Origin of the sequence: Mesorhizobium sp. M0598 (assembly GCF_040320865.1) — a bacterium.
In the GTDB taxonomy this organism is placed as follows: Bacteria; Pseudomonadota; Alphaproteobacteria; order Rhizobiales; family Rhizobiaceae; genus Mesorhizobium.
This window is the reverse complement of sequence record NZ_JAMYQL010000062.1, coordinates 1-13,731: the sequence shown is the minus strand read 5'-3', so window position 1 is coordinate 13,731 and position 13,731 is coordinate 1. Positions and strand designations below refer to the sequence as shown.

15 protein-coding genes and 2 pseudogenes are annotated in these 13,731 nt (G+C 60.0%); 9 read left to right on the top strand and 8 right to left on the bottom strand.

The genetic code is table 11. The features are described from left to right. Nucleotides 1–694 precede the first annotated feature (694 nt). From NKI59_RS33710 to NKI59_RS33690, 5 genes and pseudogenes are all read right to left on the bottom strand, one after another. The gene (locus NKI59_RS33710; protein WP_352708821.1) at nt 695–1,168 is read right to left on the bottom strand and encodes a hypothetical protein; all 474 of its coding nucleotides are present in this window, start codon (nt 1,166–1,168) and stop codon (nt 695–697) included. 64 nt (nt 1,169–1,232) lie between these two features. After that, nucleotides 1,233–1,733: a hypothetical protein gene (locus NKI59_RS33705; RefSeq protein WP_352708819.1), complete on the bottom strand. Its 501-nt coding sequence runs from the start codon at nt 1,731–1,733 to the stop codon at nt 1,233–1,235. Nucleotides 1,734–1,796: 63 nt separating this feature from the next. After that, on the bottom strand, nt 1,797–2,141 hold the full coding sequence (locus NKI59_RS33700; RefSeq protein ID WP_352708817.1) for an IS4/Tn5 family transposase DNA-binding protein: 345 nt from the start codon (nt 2,139–2,141) through the stop codon (nt 1,797–1,799). 165 nt (nt 2,142–2,306) lie between these two features. Next, nucleotides 2,307–2,540: a hypothetical protein gene (locus tag NKI59_RS33695; protein WP_352708816.1), complete on the bottom strand. Its 234-nt coding sequence runs from the start codon at nt 2,538–2,540 to the stop codon at nt 2,307–2,309. Nucleotides 2,541–2,542: 2 nt separating this feature from the next. Further along, nucleotides 2,543–2,771, bottom strand: a pseudogene (locus tag NKI59_RS33690) (transposase domain-containing protein); the annotation flags it as partial. A 308-nt stretch (nt 2,772–3,079) separates the two neighbouring features. On the opposite strand from NKI59_RS33690, the gene NKI59_RS33685 reads away from it, so the two are divergent. From NKI59_RS33685 to NKI59_RS33665, 5 genes and pseudogenes are all read left to right on the top strand, one after another. Then, a complete protein-coding gene (locus NKI59_RS33685; protein WP_352708814.1) occupies nt 3,080–3,268 on the top strand; it encodes a hypothetical protein in 189 nt (62 codons plus the stop codon). After that, a pseudogene (locus NKI59_RS33680) lies at nt 3,255–4,916 on the top strand (recombinase family protein); the annotation flags it as partial. The gene NKI59_RS33685 and the pseudogene NKI59_RS33680, both read left to right, overlap by 14 nt. A gap of 91 nt (nt 4,917–5,007) precedes the next feature. Beyond that, nucleotides 5,008–6,063: a tyrosine-type recombinase/integrase gene (locus NKI59_RS33675; RefSeq protein ID WP_352708813.1), complete on the top strand. Its 1,056-nt coding sequence runs from the start codon at nt 5,008–5,010 to the stop codon at nt 6,061–6,063. Next, nucleotides 6,060–6,992, top strand: coding sequence for a tyrosine-type recombinase/integrase (locus NKI59_RS33670; protein ID WP_352708812.1), 933 nt, complete (start codon nt 6,060–6,062; stop codon nt 6,990–6,992). The genes NKI59_RS33675 and NKI59_RS33670 overlap by 4 nt, the downstream gene beginning before the upstream one ends. Beyond that, nucleotides 6,989–7,996 (top strand): tyrosine-type recombinase/integrase, encoded by a 1,008-nt coding sequence (locus NKI59_RS33665; RefSeq protein ID WP_352708810.1) that lies wholly within the window; start codon nt 6,989–6,991, stop codon nt 7,994–7,996. Before NKI59_RS33670 ends, NKI59_RS33665 begins: the two co-directional genes overlap by 4 nt. 47 nt (nt 7,997–8,043) lie before the next feature. Here the strand turns inward: NKI59_RS33665 and tnpB are convergent, their stop codons facing one another. The 3 genes from tnpB to ehuR form a co-directional block, all read right to left on the bottom strand. Then, nucleotides 8,044–8,199: an IS66 family insertion sequence element accessory protein TnpB gene (gene tnpB, locus NKI59_RS33660; RefSeq protein ID WP_352708809.1), complete on the bottom strand. Its 156-nt coding sequence runs from the start codon at nt 8,197–8,199 to the stop codon at nt 8,044–8,046. Then, entirely contained in the window at nt 8,196–8,447 is a 252-nt protein-coding gene (locus tag NKI59_RS33655) for a transposase (RefSeq protein ID WP_502901147.1), read from the bottom strand. Before NKI59_RS33655 ends, tnpB begins: the two co-directional genes overlap by 4 nt. A gap of 357 nt (nt 8,448–8,804) precedes the next feature. Next, the gene (ehuR, locus tag NKI59_RS33650; RefSeq protein WP_352708804.1) at nt 8,805–10,184 is read right to left on the bottom strand and encodes a MocR-like ectoine utilization transcription factor EhuR; all 1,380 of its coding nucleotides are present in this window, start codon (nt 10,182–10,184) and stop codon (nt 8,805–8,807) included. Nucleotides 10,185–10,492: 308 nt separating this feature from the next. Here ehuR and ehuB point away from each other — a divergent pair, with 308 nt between their 5' ends. The 4 genes from ehuB to ehuD all read left to right on the top strand — a co-directional run bounded on the left by ehuB (nt 10,493) and on the right by ehuD (nt 13,609). Further along, a complete protein-coding gene (gene ehuB / locus NKI59_RS33645) occupies nt 10,493–11,356 on the top strand; it encodes an ectoine/hydroxyectoine ABC transporter substrate-binding protein EhuB (protein WP_352708803.1) in 864 nt (287 codons plus the stop codon). 69 nt (nt 11,357–11,425) lie between these two features. After that, a complete protein-coding gene (ehuA, locus tag NKI59_RS33640; protein ID WP_352708800.1) occupies nt 11,426–12,241 on the top strand; it encodes an ectoine/hydroxyectoine ABC transporter ATP-binding protein EhuA in 816 nt (271 codons plus the stop codon). A gap of 51 nt (nt 12,242–12,292) precedes the next feature. Next, nucleotides 12,293–12,940 carry an ectoine/hydroxyectoine ABC transporter permease subunit EhuC gene (ehuC, locus tag NKI59_RS33635; protein WP_502901149.1) on the top strand — a complete coding sequence of 216 codons (648 nt, stop codon included), beginning with the start codon at nt 12,293–12,295 and terminating at the stop codon, nt 12,938–12,940. Between the two features lie 9 nt (nt 12,941–12,949). Next, nucleotides 12,950–13,609, top strand: coding sequence for an ectoine/hydroxyectoine ABC transporter permease subunit EhuD (gene ehuD, locus NKI59_RS33630; protein ID WP_352708795.1), 660 nt, complete (start codon nt 12,950–12,952; stop codon nt 13,607–13,609). Nucleotides 13,610–13,731 lie beyond the last annotated feature (122 nt).

The following is a 13,731-nucleotide window of genomic DNA, read 5'->3' as shown; positions in this document are numbered from 1 at the left end:
GATTAGAAGATCGATGCCTTCCCGCTCCATTGCTTTGCGGGTGCCCTCGAGCCGAGCTTTATACTCGGAAATTTCAAAGCGTAGTTTCGGCGCAGTCATTGTTTTTCCTTTGAACACGCTCGGTCAGACAGATGCAGCTGGCTCCTACATGGATGCATGGACGAGCGGCCACTGTCCTTGTGGCCGCTCCAGGCGCCGGTTTCGATGCCTTCGCCGCTGGGCGCGCAGATCCCTCCCCCATCATCAGCGGCACGAACGCTATGCTTTCCGGCACGCCAGTTGGCCCTGACGAAGGCGCCGGCGCCAATCACAGACCTGCCAGCGCGTCGCGCCGTGCTTGCGAGCGATCGCCGCCACCGGTCCCCCGAATCCGGCTCTCGGCCGCTATCGAGGCTTTCTCGGCCACTGATCGAGTCCGACGCCCCGGCCTTCCAGAACCTCTAGCCGGCCACCGTAGCCACTGGTCGAGACGTCCAAATAGGCGTCCATTTTGCCGTCTGCTCCCACCTAGTCTGAGGCAGGTCGTGACTTGGACCATCAACAATCGTGCCAACTGCACCGACAGAGCTTCAGAGCAAATTCTGCAAATCTTTCAAGGGTTAAGTTTCGCGCAGCAGGATCCGTTCTAACGCGATTGTGTCGGGATCTTGATAACCCGACAGGTCTCGGCTTTCGTACGCCTCCGGCGAGGCTTTCAATTACCCACATCGTTTAATCCAATGGCGATGCCGAAGCTGATGTCGTGCAGGCGAGTTATGCCACGCCAGATGACCATGTTGCCTGGAGGCGGATCATGCTTGCGGGCGAGATAGCCACCGAGCATGGCGATTTGCAGGAGGTAAGCGGCGAGCGTAGGCCGATGGAGACGCGGTCGCGTTCGGGACGCGTCGATCCGGTCGAGCGCAGTGATCTCAGCGAAGGTGAGAACATTGTCGGGCGCGGCGTCTGGCTTGGCGCGCGCCGACATAGTGACGAAGAATATGCGCCAGCTGACCACCGCGATGAGGGCGAGGAACTTCGCCAGCCTCTCGGCAGTCTCAAGCCTCGCCTCCTCGGCACGGCAGCCGGACTTCATGACCTTGTGGAACACCTCCGCCTTCCAGCGCAGGGCGTACCAGCCGAGCTTCTCGACCGCCACGGAGAGATCTTCGACCGGCAGGTTGGTCACCAGCTTCCAGTCGATCGGCTCGCGACCGGGCGGCGGATTCTCTTCCAGGGGGCGTGGATGTAAGTCAGAACCTGCGGACTGTAGCGCTCTGCTTCCCCACCGGCGGCAAGGTGTTGATGGCGGCGAACTTCACCTGCAGCCAGGTCGTCTCGTCCTGATCGACCCTAATGCGATGACGTCCCGCCCAAGGCGCCGCCGCAAGTTGGGCAAAGACGCGATGAGCAGGATCGTGTGGGGCAGCATCGGCAGGCCGCTCTGCCAGCCTGTTCGTGTGCACCCGCGCGAGGAAGCTGGTACCAAGGTCCTGCGCGGTGCAATAGAGCTCGTAGATGTCGCTCTCCCGGTCACCCACATGCACGCAGCGCTCGGGCGTGCCAATGAGCGCGATGGACTGGCGCAGGTTCTCCAGCCAGCGGTAGCTCTCCTTCGTCTCGATCGGCACGCGCGTGGGATTGATGTGCCGCTTGAGCGCGAGCGTTCCCTTGAACTTCGTTCGTGTCCAGAACTTCGCCGCCGTCAGACCGAGGGGTGTGCCGGTGAGGGTGACGGCCAGGCTCGAATGCATCAGCACCCCGCACAAGGTCAGCACGTTGGGCTGCCCGGCCTTGTAGCGCCCGGCGTTGATGGTTTAGGTGAAGCCGATTTTGCCCGGCTGCGCGCGGCTGTAGATAAATTCGGTCGTGTCCTGCAGGATAAGGATCGGACCTTCGCTCGCCGCAACGCGCGCCGCGGTCGCAGCGAAATGGCCGGCGAGAACGCTATGTTCGGTCACACGCGGGTTGTCAAAGAAGCGGTAGGCCGCCTTCGCCGCCGCCCAGTCGCCGCAGGCCGCCGGGATTGGCTTGCCCGGCGCAGCTGACATCTGATCCAGCAACCGTTGCAGCCGACGGGCCAGACGCTTGTCGGGAAGGGCCGCCGCAGAAAGCCCTTCCTCCTGCCAAGCGGCTTCGCTGCTGCTGGTCTTGTCTCGCATCCGTGACGCCTCCGTGATTCGGCGTCACGGACAGAATCACGGCGGATTCATACGAGGCAATAGGCCCGCCGACGATGTGGGTAATCGGAAGCCGGTGAAGACCGGTGAAGACCGCAGACGTGCGTAACCGGCGGCCATGAGCACCTGAGCACCGCGGTGCCGGGGTCAAGCTTTCGATGGGGAGACGCGATGATATTCTTCGAGGAGGAGTTTTACCTCCTCGATGCCTTCATCGGTGAAGGCCAAGATTCCGTCGTCATCGTTGGCGGCGTACACCCAGATGACGCCGTCCTCGGGCTCGAGACCGAGGGTCAGGTCCTGGATGAGCGCTTCGCTGACGCCGAGGTCCCTGGCGACACGTTCGCCGGTGTAGACGTGATGCACCTTATTGCGCTGCATGATCAGGCCGCCGCTGGTTGGGTCCGCAGTTTTGCGGACCTCCAATTCCGGCAGCAAATCGTCGATCCGATGGGCCGGATAGGCGGGCAGTCGGGCGAGGACGTCGGCGAGCCAGGCCTGCGGGTCGATATCGTTCAACTTGGCGCTGGCGATCAGGCTGTAGAGAACGGCAGCGCGCTGTCCGCCGCGATCGGAACCGCAGAACAGCCAGGACTTTCTGCCGAGAGCAATCTCGGGGTCATTCTGCCCATGTTGGACAGGAGGTCGAAGTCCATTATCGCTGGCATCCGTATTTCGGACGCCGGCTTCGCTGCGAGAACAGCGAAGAACGCGCCAACGGTCGGATCATTCATCTCGTCATCGTGCCGGGGCATGTCATTACCGCTCCGGCCTGGATGATCGATCCCGTGGCGTGCGCAGCAATGGATCTGGGCTCCCCGCGCGTATCGCTTGCTGCACTGCTTGACTGAACAAGCTCTTGCTCCAGCGCCGTTTCCGGCGAGGCTCTCCGGATGGTTTCATCATCGGGGAGACGCAAAATGAGGACCTTGCCGCCACCGACACGATCTCTTGTGATCGTTCGCCAATTCAGCTTGCCGCTCGACTTGCAGAAGCTGAACGGGCTGAGTTCAGCGCAACGGACCATAGTGATCGCCCGGATCGCCAATGTGCTGATGGCCGCCGCCGGCGTGGCAACGGAGGAGGAGAGCCGCGATGACGAGCAGTAATCTGATTCCGACTGCCGTCCTCAAGCGCAAGGCCGTCGTCTATGTACGTCAGTCCACGCCGGCGCAAGTACAGCTCAATCTCGAGAGCCAGCGTCGGCAATATGAGTTGGTGGACGTCGCGCGGCGCTGGGGATTCCGCAAGGTTGAGGTGATCGACGAGGACTTGGGACGCACCGCAAGTGGAGCTGTGGAACGTCCTGGTTTCGAGCGCCTGGTCGACGATCTGTGCACCGGTCATGTGGGCGCTGTGCTTTGCCTGGAGGCGTCCCGCCTGTCTCGCAACGGACCGGACTGGCATCGGCTGCTCGAGTTGTGCGGCGAAGTCGATGCACGGTTGATCGATCTGGACGGAGTCTACGATCCGGGATTGCCGAACGACCGCCTGCTGCTCGGTATGAAGGGCAGCATCAGCGAGTTCGAGCTCGGCGTGCTGCGTGCCCGCATGTACGAGGCCGCCCGCGCCAAGGCACGGCGCGGAGAACTGCGCATCTCCGTGCCGTTCGGCTATGTCTGGCACCGCGATTACGGTTTCGGGTTGGATCCCGAACATGCGCCTGCAGGAGACGATTCGCCTGATATTCGCGCGCTTCCGCGAACTCGGCAGTGCGCGCCAGGTCCTGATCTCGATGATCGATGATGGCGTGCATTTCCCCAGACCCTCCGACGGCAGGAAGATGGTGTCCTTCGACTGGGTTCCGATCCGCTACCGCAACGTGATCTCGATCCTGAAGAACCCATTCTACGCCGGCGCCTATGTCTATGGTAAAAGCGAGAAGCGCACTGAGATCGTCGATGGCCGCGTTCGCAAGAGCTATGGCCATTACAAGCCGGCCAGCGAGTGGGCGGTGGTGCTCAAGGAGCATCACGAAGGCTATATTGGATGGAGCGAGTACGAACGGAACCAGGAACTGCTCGCGGCCAACGCCTATGGCAAAGCCGGCGGAGTCAAGTCGGGCCGCGGTGGTCGCGCGCTGCTTCCGGGTCTTCTCTCCTGTGGTCGATGCGGGCGAAGACTGGTTGTCACGTATGCCGGACGTGGCCAAGGTTATCCGGTCTATCGCTGCGAGCGCGGCAACACCATGATGGCGCAGGCGCGATGCATGTCGTTCAACGGCTTTCGAACCGATGCGGCGGTGACCCGCGAAGCCTTGGAGGCGGTTTCGCCGATGGCGATCGAGGCGGCGTTGGAGGCTGAACAGATGCAGCTGGAGAGCGAAGCCAGGCGGCGGCAGATGATCGAGCTGGACCTGCAGCAGGCGCGCTATGAAGCATCGCTCGCCGAGCGCCGCTATGCGGCGTGCGACCCGGAGAACCGGCTCATTGCGGCCCAGCTTGAGAGGAGTTGGGAAGCCACGCTCAGGCCGTGGAGACCTGCGAGGCCCGGCTGAGCGAAGTCCAGCGTGTGGAGGCTGTCGACGCGGTTCCGGACTTCACGGGCCTCGCCCAGGATCTCGAGGCCACCTGGAATGCGCCGGGTGTCGACATGCGCTGTCGTCAGCAACTGCTGCGCGCGCTCATCAAGGACATCGTGGCGGATGTCGATGCGCGCGACGTGATCTTGACCATCCACTGGCATGGAGGCCAGCACTCGCAGGTACGGGTTCGCAAACCCAAATCCGGAGAGCATGTCCAGCGTACGCCTGAGGAGCGAGCGGCGACCGTATGTGAGTTTGGACTGGTGGAAGTGCTCCAGTCGGATTGCGCGCTTTAGCCAGTTTGCCGCGACGCGCTGTGGTCCGATGCCTATCCCTCAAGATGTCATCGACAGCTATTTGTGCACGTTTACTACTGATACTCCGCGCATCGGCGTAGTATCGGCTCTGGGACACGCACGCCGACTGGCTCCGGAGCGATTCATTGGTTCTGTTCCAAGTGTAGAGGATGATCCGGATGCTCCGCTTCTGGCCTCCTTTTCGGACTATCTGAGCAGGGTGCGGGGACTTGAGCCGAAGACCCGCGAAGGCGTTCTTTTGGGCGGCCGCCGCTTTCTGGATTGGCTCCGCCATCATCATCCCGACCAAGAGCCCCAAGCGTTGACGGCGGAGCATGTCTTCGCCGCCGTTGAGCATCGGCTGTCGCTATCGGCGACCTCCGCCACCCGCACGGCGGCGACCTCTCACATCCGAACATTTCTTCGGTTTTTGTATTGGGCTGGCCACCATGACCAGGATCTCGCCCGCGTCGTCCCAGGGACGCCGCATTGGCGTTTGGCGCATTGGCCGCCGCGCCTTGCATGGGATGACGTTCGGCGCGCAATCGATGCGATCGGCGCAACAACGCCGGTCGACATCCGCGATCGAGCCGTCCTGTTGCTGCTCGCCACCACGGGTATTCGTAACGGCGAGCTCCGCACCATTCAGCTGCAGGATATCGACTGGCGAACTGGCGAGGTCTTTGTCCGGCGCACCAAGGGCAAGCGCGACCGGGTGGCGCCCCTCCTCGAGGAGACCGGCGCCGCGCTCGCCGACTATATCCTGCGTGCTCGACCGAAGGTGGATAGCCCATACCTGTTCCTGTCCTTCACGCCGCCCGTGGGACCGTTCAGGTGCGCATCGCCGGTTTCGAGGATCGTGCGGAAGCGGTTGCGGCATGGCGGGGTCGAACTCGGGCGGGTCGCAGGTGCACATCTCCTGCGCCACAGCCTTGCCACCCAGCTCGTCAGGCAGCGAACGCCGATCAACGAGGTCGCCGATCTTCTCGGGCACCGCAGCATCAATACAACAGCGCTGTACGTAAAGGTCGCGGTCTCGCAGCTCGCCGAAGTCGCGCTCCCCTTTCCGGGAGGCGTCGCATGACCGCCTTTGCCCGTTTCCTCGGCGAGAAGGCCGAGCGTTACATCGAACTGCGCCGCTCCCTCGGTTATGCCTTCAGCAAGCAAGCTGGCACGTTGCGGGCTTTCGTCCACTACGTTGAGCGCGCTCAGCTCGATCGGCCCGCCACTCGAACGATGGCGCTGGATTTCGCCTTGTCGTTCAGCGGCGCCGCCAACAGCCGCGCCACTCGCCACGGCGTGCTCCGCCGGTTTTACGAGTATCTCGCCGTCTATGACGTCCGAACCGAGGCCCTGGAGCGCAGAGCTTTCCCCAGATCCAGAGCGATTCCGCCTCCGCGTATTCTCAGCGAGGCTGAGCTGGCGTCGCTCATCGACGCATGCGCCCGCATTTCGCCAGGCACCCCGCTCAGAGGGCGGACGATGGCGACGCTGATCGGATTGTTGGCGAGCTCGGGGCTGCGATCGGGCGAAGTGGTCAGCCTTGATCGTTCCGACGTCGATCTGGCCAACGGGGTTCTCCTCGTTCGGAAGACGAAGTTCCGCAAGGACCGTCTCGTTCCAGTTCACACGACGACCCAAACAGCCCTTCGTCAATATGTGCGTGAGCGCGATGCTGCTTTTCCCACGCCCAAGGACCAGGCCTTCTTCCTCAGCTCCCGAGGCAACCGCCTCTCGGCGACCGGCCTGCAAAACGGTTTTGCTGAGGTCTGCAAGCTCGCCCATCTTGATGGCGGCAAGCCGTTAAGGCCGCACGATCTCAGGCACCGTTTCGCTGTGACCCGCCTCAGCCTCTGGCACCAACAGCGTGCAGACGTTCAGGCGCTGCTGCCTTTGCTCGCCACATATCTCGGTCACGCCAGCTACAGCGATACAGCCTACTACCTCACTGGCTCGGCGGATCTTCTCGCCATTGCGGCGGAGCGCGCCTTCCTCGATGGAGGTGCAGCATGAGCGAACATTTGCTCCTGGCGCCGCTCCTGGAGTCCTACTTTCGCCGGCGCTTGACCAAGCAGCGCAACGCGACTCCCGCGACCGTGGCCAGCTATCGCGACGCCTTGCGCATGCTGATCCTCTTTGCCGCCGCCCGGTTGCGGAAGAAGCCGGCGGCGTTGGCGCTTCAAGAGCTTGATCGAGACCTCGTTCTCGCTTTTCTCGACGAGCTCGAGGAGAAGCGGAACAATTCCGTCGCCACGCGCAACGCACGCTTGGCCGCGATCCGATCTTTCTTCCACCACGTCGCTGCCGCCGACCCGGCGTCCTTCGGCGTCGCCCAACGCGTGCTGACGATTCCCATTAAACGGACGCACATTGAGGTGACGTACCACCTCACCAAGGCCGAAGTGGACACCCTCATCGCGGCGCCCGATCCAAAGACGCCCCGTGGTCGGCGCGACCGAACCTTTCTGCTCTTCTTGGCACGGACCGGCGCCCGGGTCTCCGAAGCCACCGGCGTCAACGCAAACGATCTTCAGTTGGAGCGGTCGCACCCGCAAGTGCTGCTGCGCGGCAAGGGGCGCAGAGACCGCGTCGTCCCTATTTCCAATGACCTGGCGCGAGCGCTGACGACCTTGTTGAGCGAGCGCGGGATCGCCCATCACGAGCCGCGACCGATATTCGTCGGCGCCCGCAACGAGCGCCTGACTCGTTTCGGAGCAACCCATATCGTGCGGCGTGCGGCCGCCGAGGCCGTGGCTATCAGGCCGGCCTTGGCCGACAAGCCCATATCGCCGCACATCTTCCGGCACTCCCTCGCCATGAAGCTTCTCCAGTCCGGCGTGGACCTTTTGACGATCCAAGCCTGGCTCGGGCACGCACAGGTCGCCACGACCCACCGCTATGCCGCCGCGGATGTCGAGATGATGCGCAACGGACTCGAGAAGGCGGGCGTCGCCGGCGACCACGGCGTGCGTTTCCGACCGAACGACGCCGTTCTGCAACTGCTGAACAGCATCTAAATATTATGTGGCGGAGGCAAGCTGGGTTTGGCCGGCCCTGACGGGCGTCAGGGCGGCTCCGCCACATAATCTCGCCCGACGCATAAACGCGGATCCCGGCCCAACGTCTCCTGAACCTGCAGAGCGAGGCCTTGCATTCCGCGACGCATATCGGTCCGGCCGACCGCCAACCAGATCCGCACCTGGCTCGGAACCGGGATCATGAAACGCCCAGCGCCTTCACCATCGCCGCCGCCAGTGTCGGCGGCGTGGTCAGCGGTATCCGCAGCCGCACCTTGCCGGCGATCTCCAGCTCGATCACCGCTGGTGACGCCGCCGGCCGCGAAGCGGCGACAGGCTCATCGGGAACCACGACAACTTCGGCAAAGCCCGTCTCGCGGGCTCTCATCGTGCGCCGCCACTTATAGATCAGGCTGGTCGCGACATCGTACTGACGCGCTACCGCCGCCACCGTGGCCCCGGGGCGCGCATGCCGCGGCCAGTATCCGGCACTGATCCGCTTCACTCCAACGACGACGCCGCTCAGGCCCGGTCAATAACGTCATATGGCTCATGCTGTGCTGCTAACTTCGCTCGTAAGGACGACCTTAAGAGCGCAGCTTCGCTACCGTGCCATGCTCGCGCAAGGCGGCCCTCGCCGGATGGATTTCCTGCACCTCCTCGCCCAATGCGCGAATGATGCGGGCGGAGGGCTGCTGTCAGGGTCTCGGACTCCGCCCGGGCCATTACCAAGGCAGAGTCTCTCGCTGATGTCGCCTTTGTAATTGGCTTCGCCGACCAGATTCCATCAGAACCGGCTTGACATAGTTCAGAGCAGAACTGGTTCAGGTTCGCTGTGCAGCAAATTATAAATGACGTTCAAACCGCGGTGCAGCTCTTCTTTCGTGGTCGACCCGACTGAAACGCGAACAGCTGGATGATTTTCCGAAATCGCAAATGCTGAGCCGCGCGCCAAGACTACGCCCTGCATGCGAGCGTGTGAGACAAACTCATCTTCTGGAAACCGGTCACCGAGGGGGAGCCATATGTGGAGACTTCCACGGTTGGAACTGTATCGAACACCTTTGAGAACAGAGGCAACCAGTTCGTGCCGCTCAAGAAGTGTTACGCGTTGCCATTCCACGAATTGTTGGCAGGTTCCATCCTCAACCCACCTTGCTGCGATTTCAGCGACCAACGGTGTGGCGCTCCAACTCGTGACGATTTGACGATTTTCGACTGCAGGGAGGAGACGTTCTGGCGCCACGAGATAACCCGTGCGTAGCCCGGACATGATGGGTTTCGTGAAGCTCGTGATATAAATGGTCCGTTCGGGTGCCAGAGCCTGAAAAGCTGGCGGCCTGTTGTCTACGAGCGGCCCCAGGGCATCATCCTCAATGATCTGCAAGTCGTATTTTCGAGCGATCTCCACAATCGCATTGCGCCGCCGCTCACCCATTATGAATGCGGTTGGACCAAGCGCATTGGGCATCATGAAGAGCGCGCGAATGACGTGTTGCTGGCAGACGCTTTCGAGCGCATCGGGGATCAATCCCTCCTCGTCAATGGGCACACCCTGAACCTTTAGACCAAGATACGAAGCCAATGGCAGCATCACATGGAGACCTGTCGCTTCGGTTGCGATCGTCATGCCGGGCTGGCATGTCGACATGAAAGCGACCGTCAAGGCGGGCGTTCCGCCATTCGTCAAATGCACTGTTCTCTCATCTGTATCGACACCGCAATACTTCAACCATTCAGTTGCAACCAAGCGATGACGCGCGAAAAGAGTCCCTGGGCGAGAGCCGAACACGGTGCTCGGCGGCAAATCGACAGCTAACGCGCCAAGTGTCTCCTTCATACGTTCGAGGTGAAGCATGTCAGAGACGGGCTTCAGTATCGACAGATCAATCAATCCGGAAGCGCGCCCTGGTGCAAATGGCGTGACAGCTTCAGAATTGATGCTCGGAGTTTTGATAAATGTTCCGCGTCCAATTTCCCCAGCGACGAGACCGCGTCGAGCGAGTTCTTCATACGCTCGAGACACAGTAGGTAACGAGACCCCGAGCTTATAGGCAAGCTGCCTTTGCGGCGGAAGCTGCTCGCCGGGCTTCAAAGCCCCAGAAGAGACGGCTCCCGCGATCTGATCGGCAATTGACAGAAAATACGGCTGCGTAAGACGTTCGTTGAGTGGTGTCCACATTGTCATGCATTGGGTCCTATCGTCGAATCCCTCTGAGGACGCAAAAATCGAACCACTTCGAATAGCGCAACCAGAGGAAACTGAGTAATGTCATTATACAATTTGGTCAATTGACAACACATCGACCGATTGTCATGTTTGGCATCGGCAGCGGCGAAAACAGCAGTCTGCCCTAGGTCTAGACGAAGCTCTCGCCACGTACCTGCGGATCGCTCCTAGGTATGTGGCAAGAGCAGGAGCATCGGAACAGGATATTTCCGATCAATGTCCTGCCGGCGCGGCGATCTAGAAGAGCCATCAGAAAGGGAACAGCAATGGCATCAAACACCAAACGTCACCCTCCTATTGATCCTCGCGGTCTCACAATTGTGCTGACCGCAATCTTGGCAATCACAATGGGGAGTGCTGCGATCGCGGAGGATCTCGACGTCAACCAAGAGATTTCGATCGCCATCGGCGGTGAGCCGCCCTATACGGAGTTGAAGCCCGACGGTACATTGAGTGGAGCTGGCCCCGACATCGATCGGAGCGCATTGGCGCTCTCCGGGTTCAAGAACTTCAAAGGCGAGCTGATACAGTACGGGGCTATGATACCGGCCCTACAGGCAAAACGCGTAAGAATTCTCTCAGCCGGCTCTCTCAACATTCGCCCCGAACGGTGCGCCGTCGTTGATTTCGCTGAACCGGCCATCTGCACTGCGCAAGCTTTCCTGATCCGCTCCGACATGAGTGGCAAGTTCAAAAGCTACAAGGAATTTGCCGACCTAGGCCTCAAGCTGGCGGTGGGCGCCGGAACTTTGCAGGCCCGAGATGCGCTCTCAGCCGGAGTGACGCAAGAGAACCTGGTTCCTTATCCTGACAACACCAGTGCGGTGAAGATGCTGCAAGACAAGCGCGTCGATGCCATCGCCCTCAACGATGCGGGTGTCATAGACATGAAGAGTCGGTCGGGTGATGATACTTTGCAGACCATCATACCGATCGCCAACACTCCTATCGATTGTGCAGCCGCAGCCTTCAATAAAGAGGATAAGGCACTACGCGATGCCTACAATGTAGGCCTGAAAAAGCTAAAGGACAGTGGCGAGTTCGAGAAGATCATGGCGAAATATGGTCTTCAAACGAACTACAAGATTTTGGCTAATGCCAAGTCAGCAGCTGAGATGTGCAATCCGTAATTCACTCCAGGTGAGAACGCCCAGCAGCGAGTGCTGCTGGGCTGCGATCGCACGAAAGGAGACAGCGCAATGGGATTGCATGTCGCACCCAAGGCTCCAGATTGCCCGCCCATCATTGAATTCCGGGACGTTGAGAAGAGCTATGGTTCTCTCAAGGTGCTGGAACAACTCTCGTTTTCGGTGAATGCTGGTGAGCATCTTGCGCTGATTGGTCCATCGGGTTCGGGGAAAACGACGATCCTCAGAATTTTGATGACGCTCGAGTCGGTTACAGCTGGAGACGTGATCGTCAATGGCGTTTGCCTAAACCACGAGCAAAGAGGTGGTAAACAAATGCCGTCGTCGGAGGCGCATCTACGCAGAATGCGCGCTGCCTTCGGAATGGTATTCCAACACTTCAACCTCTTTCCGCATAAAACCGCTCTTCAGAACGTCGCCCTCGCCCCGGTGCTGACTGGAAGTCTGTCGAAAGCGGCAGCCAAAGAACGTGCGCTTCAAATGTTGGAAAACGTTGGGCTCGTCGACAAAGCGAATGAGTATCCGTCGAGATTATCTGGCGGCCAAAAACAACGCGTCGCGATTGCTCGTGCTCTCGCTTTGCAGCCAAAAATACTGCTTCTTGACGAGATCACCTCCGCTCTCGATCCGGAGCTGGTGGAAGAGGTCCTAAACGTCATCACAAATCTCCGAAACGAGACCGACATGACGATGCTCCTGGTTACCCACGAGATGGGTTTCGCCAAGGATTTTGCCGACCGAGTGCTTTTCTTCGAGCGCGGCAAGATCGTTGAAGAAGGGCCGCCGTCGGAAATCTTTCAGTCGCCTCATCACGAGCGCACGAAAAGCTTCCTTCGCAAGATAATCGCCGCAGGCCATCGCGTTTAAGTCGGTCGGTCAAGGCAGGTAGGTCATCAAGTGCATAGTTTTGAATCTGCAATCGGATACAGTTGGTTCATTCTCACGGGGGCTCTCGCTACCGTGGAACTTACGCTCTTGAGCTGCCTGCTCGCGCTGATACTCGCCATGCTGGCCGGTATTGCTCTTACTGCGGACAATATTTTTGTGCGTGCCGTGACGCGAACCTATGTGGAGATCTTCCGCGGCACCTCAGTGTTCGTCCAACTGTTCGCGGCTTATTTCGTTCTGCCATTTGTTGGCGTTTCTCTATCTCCATTGCAGTCGGGTGTCCTGGCGCTGGGCTTGAACGGGGGCGCTTATGGCGCTGAAGTCGTTCGCGCGGCGCTCAACGCCGTCGGTCGCGATCAGCGGGAAGCAACTGTCGCATTAAACCTGACGCGATGGCAGGCGCTTTGGTGGGTGATCCTTCCCCAGGCGGTCGTGTTCATGCTGCCGAGCTTTGGAAATCTTGCAATCGAGCTCATGAAAGGCACTGCGGTTGCGTCCCTTATAACGGTCTCGGAGCTGACGTTTCAGGCGCAGGTGGTACGAGGCCAAACAGGCGATACCGCCATGCCCTTTCTGCTCATCATGGCCAATTATCTTCTAATTGCGTCTGCATTGACGAGTTTCGTGCGGTGGCTTGAAAGACGCTTTGGCCGTGGCATCACAAGCGCAAGCACCTGAGGTTTAGCAATGAACTGGAGTTGGGAATTTGTCGCTGAGATAACGCCCGATTTGCTTAAAGGGCTCGTCGTTACAGTGAAAATCACGTTGATCTCGTCAGTTGTGGCCTTGAGCATCGGACTGTTCTTCGCAATCGCCAAAATGTCGTCAATCGCTTTGGTTAGCCGTTCTGCGGTCCTTGTAACAGAGGCGATTAGAAGAACGCCGTTGTTGGTGCAGCTGTACTTTCTCTTCTACGTCCTGCCAGACATTGGAATTGTTTTGTCCCCCATGGTCGCCGGGATAATCGGTCTCGGTCTCCACTACGGCACGTACGTGTCAGAGGTCTATCGCGCTGGGATCATCAATGTTCCAGCCGGGCAATGGGAGGCTGCGCGGGCCTGCAACCTGACGACAAGGCAGACGTGGACGGAAATCGTACTGCCGCAAGCCATTCCCCCGATGATCCCGCCTTTGGGGAATTATGTAATCGCGATGTTCAAGGAGACGCCAATACTATCGGCGATTACCGTCCTCGACCTTATGGGCGAAGCGCTAGCCAAGGCCAACTTCAGCTACCGCTATCTCGAACCAATCACTCTCGTCGCCGTGGGCTTCCTGTTCGTCAGCCTTTGCTCTGCGGCCCTTATTCGGCTTTTGGAAAACTATCTGAAACTTCGGGCTGCCTGAGCAGCCGAATTGAGGAATCAACAATGACTGCGCCGAAACTACGCTTTGAAATTTCCGAGTATAAAGCTCGGCTCGAGGGCACCCGCAAAGCAATGGAGCGGGAAGGCATCGATCTTCTAATC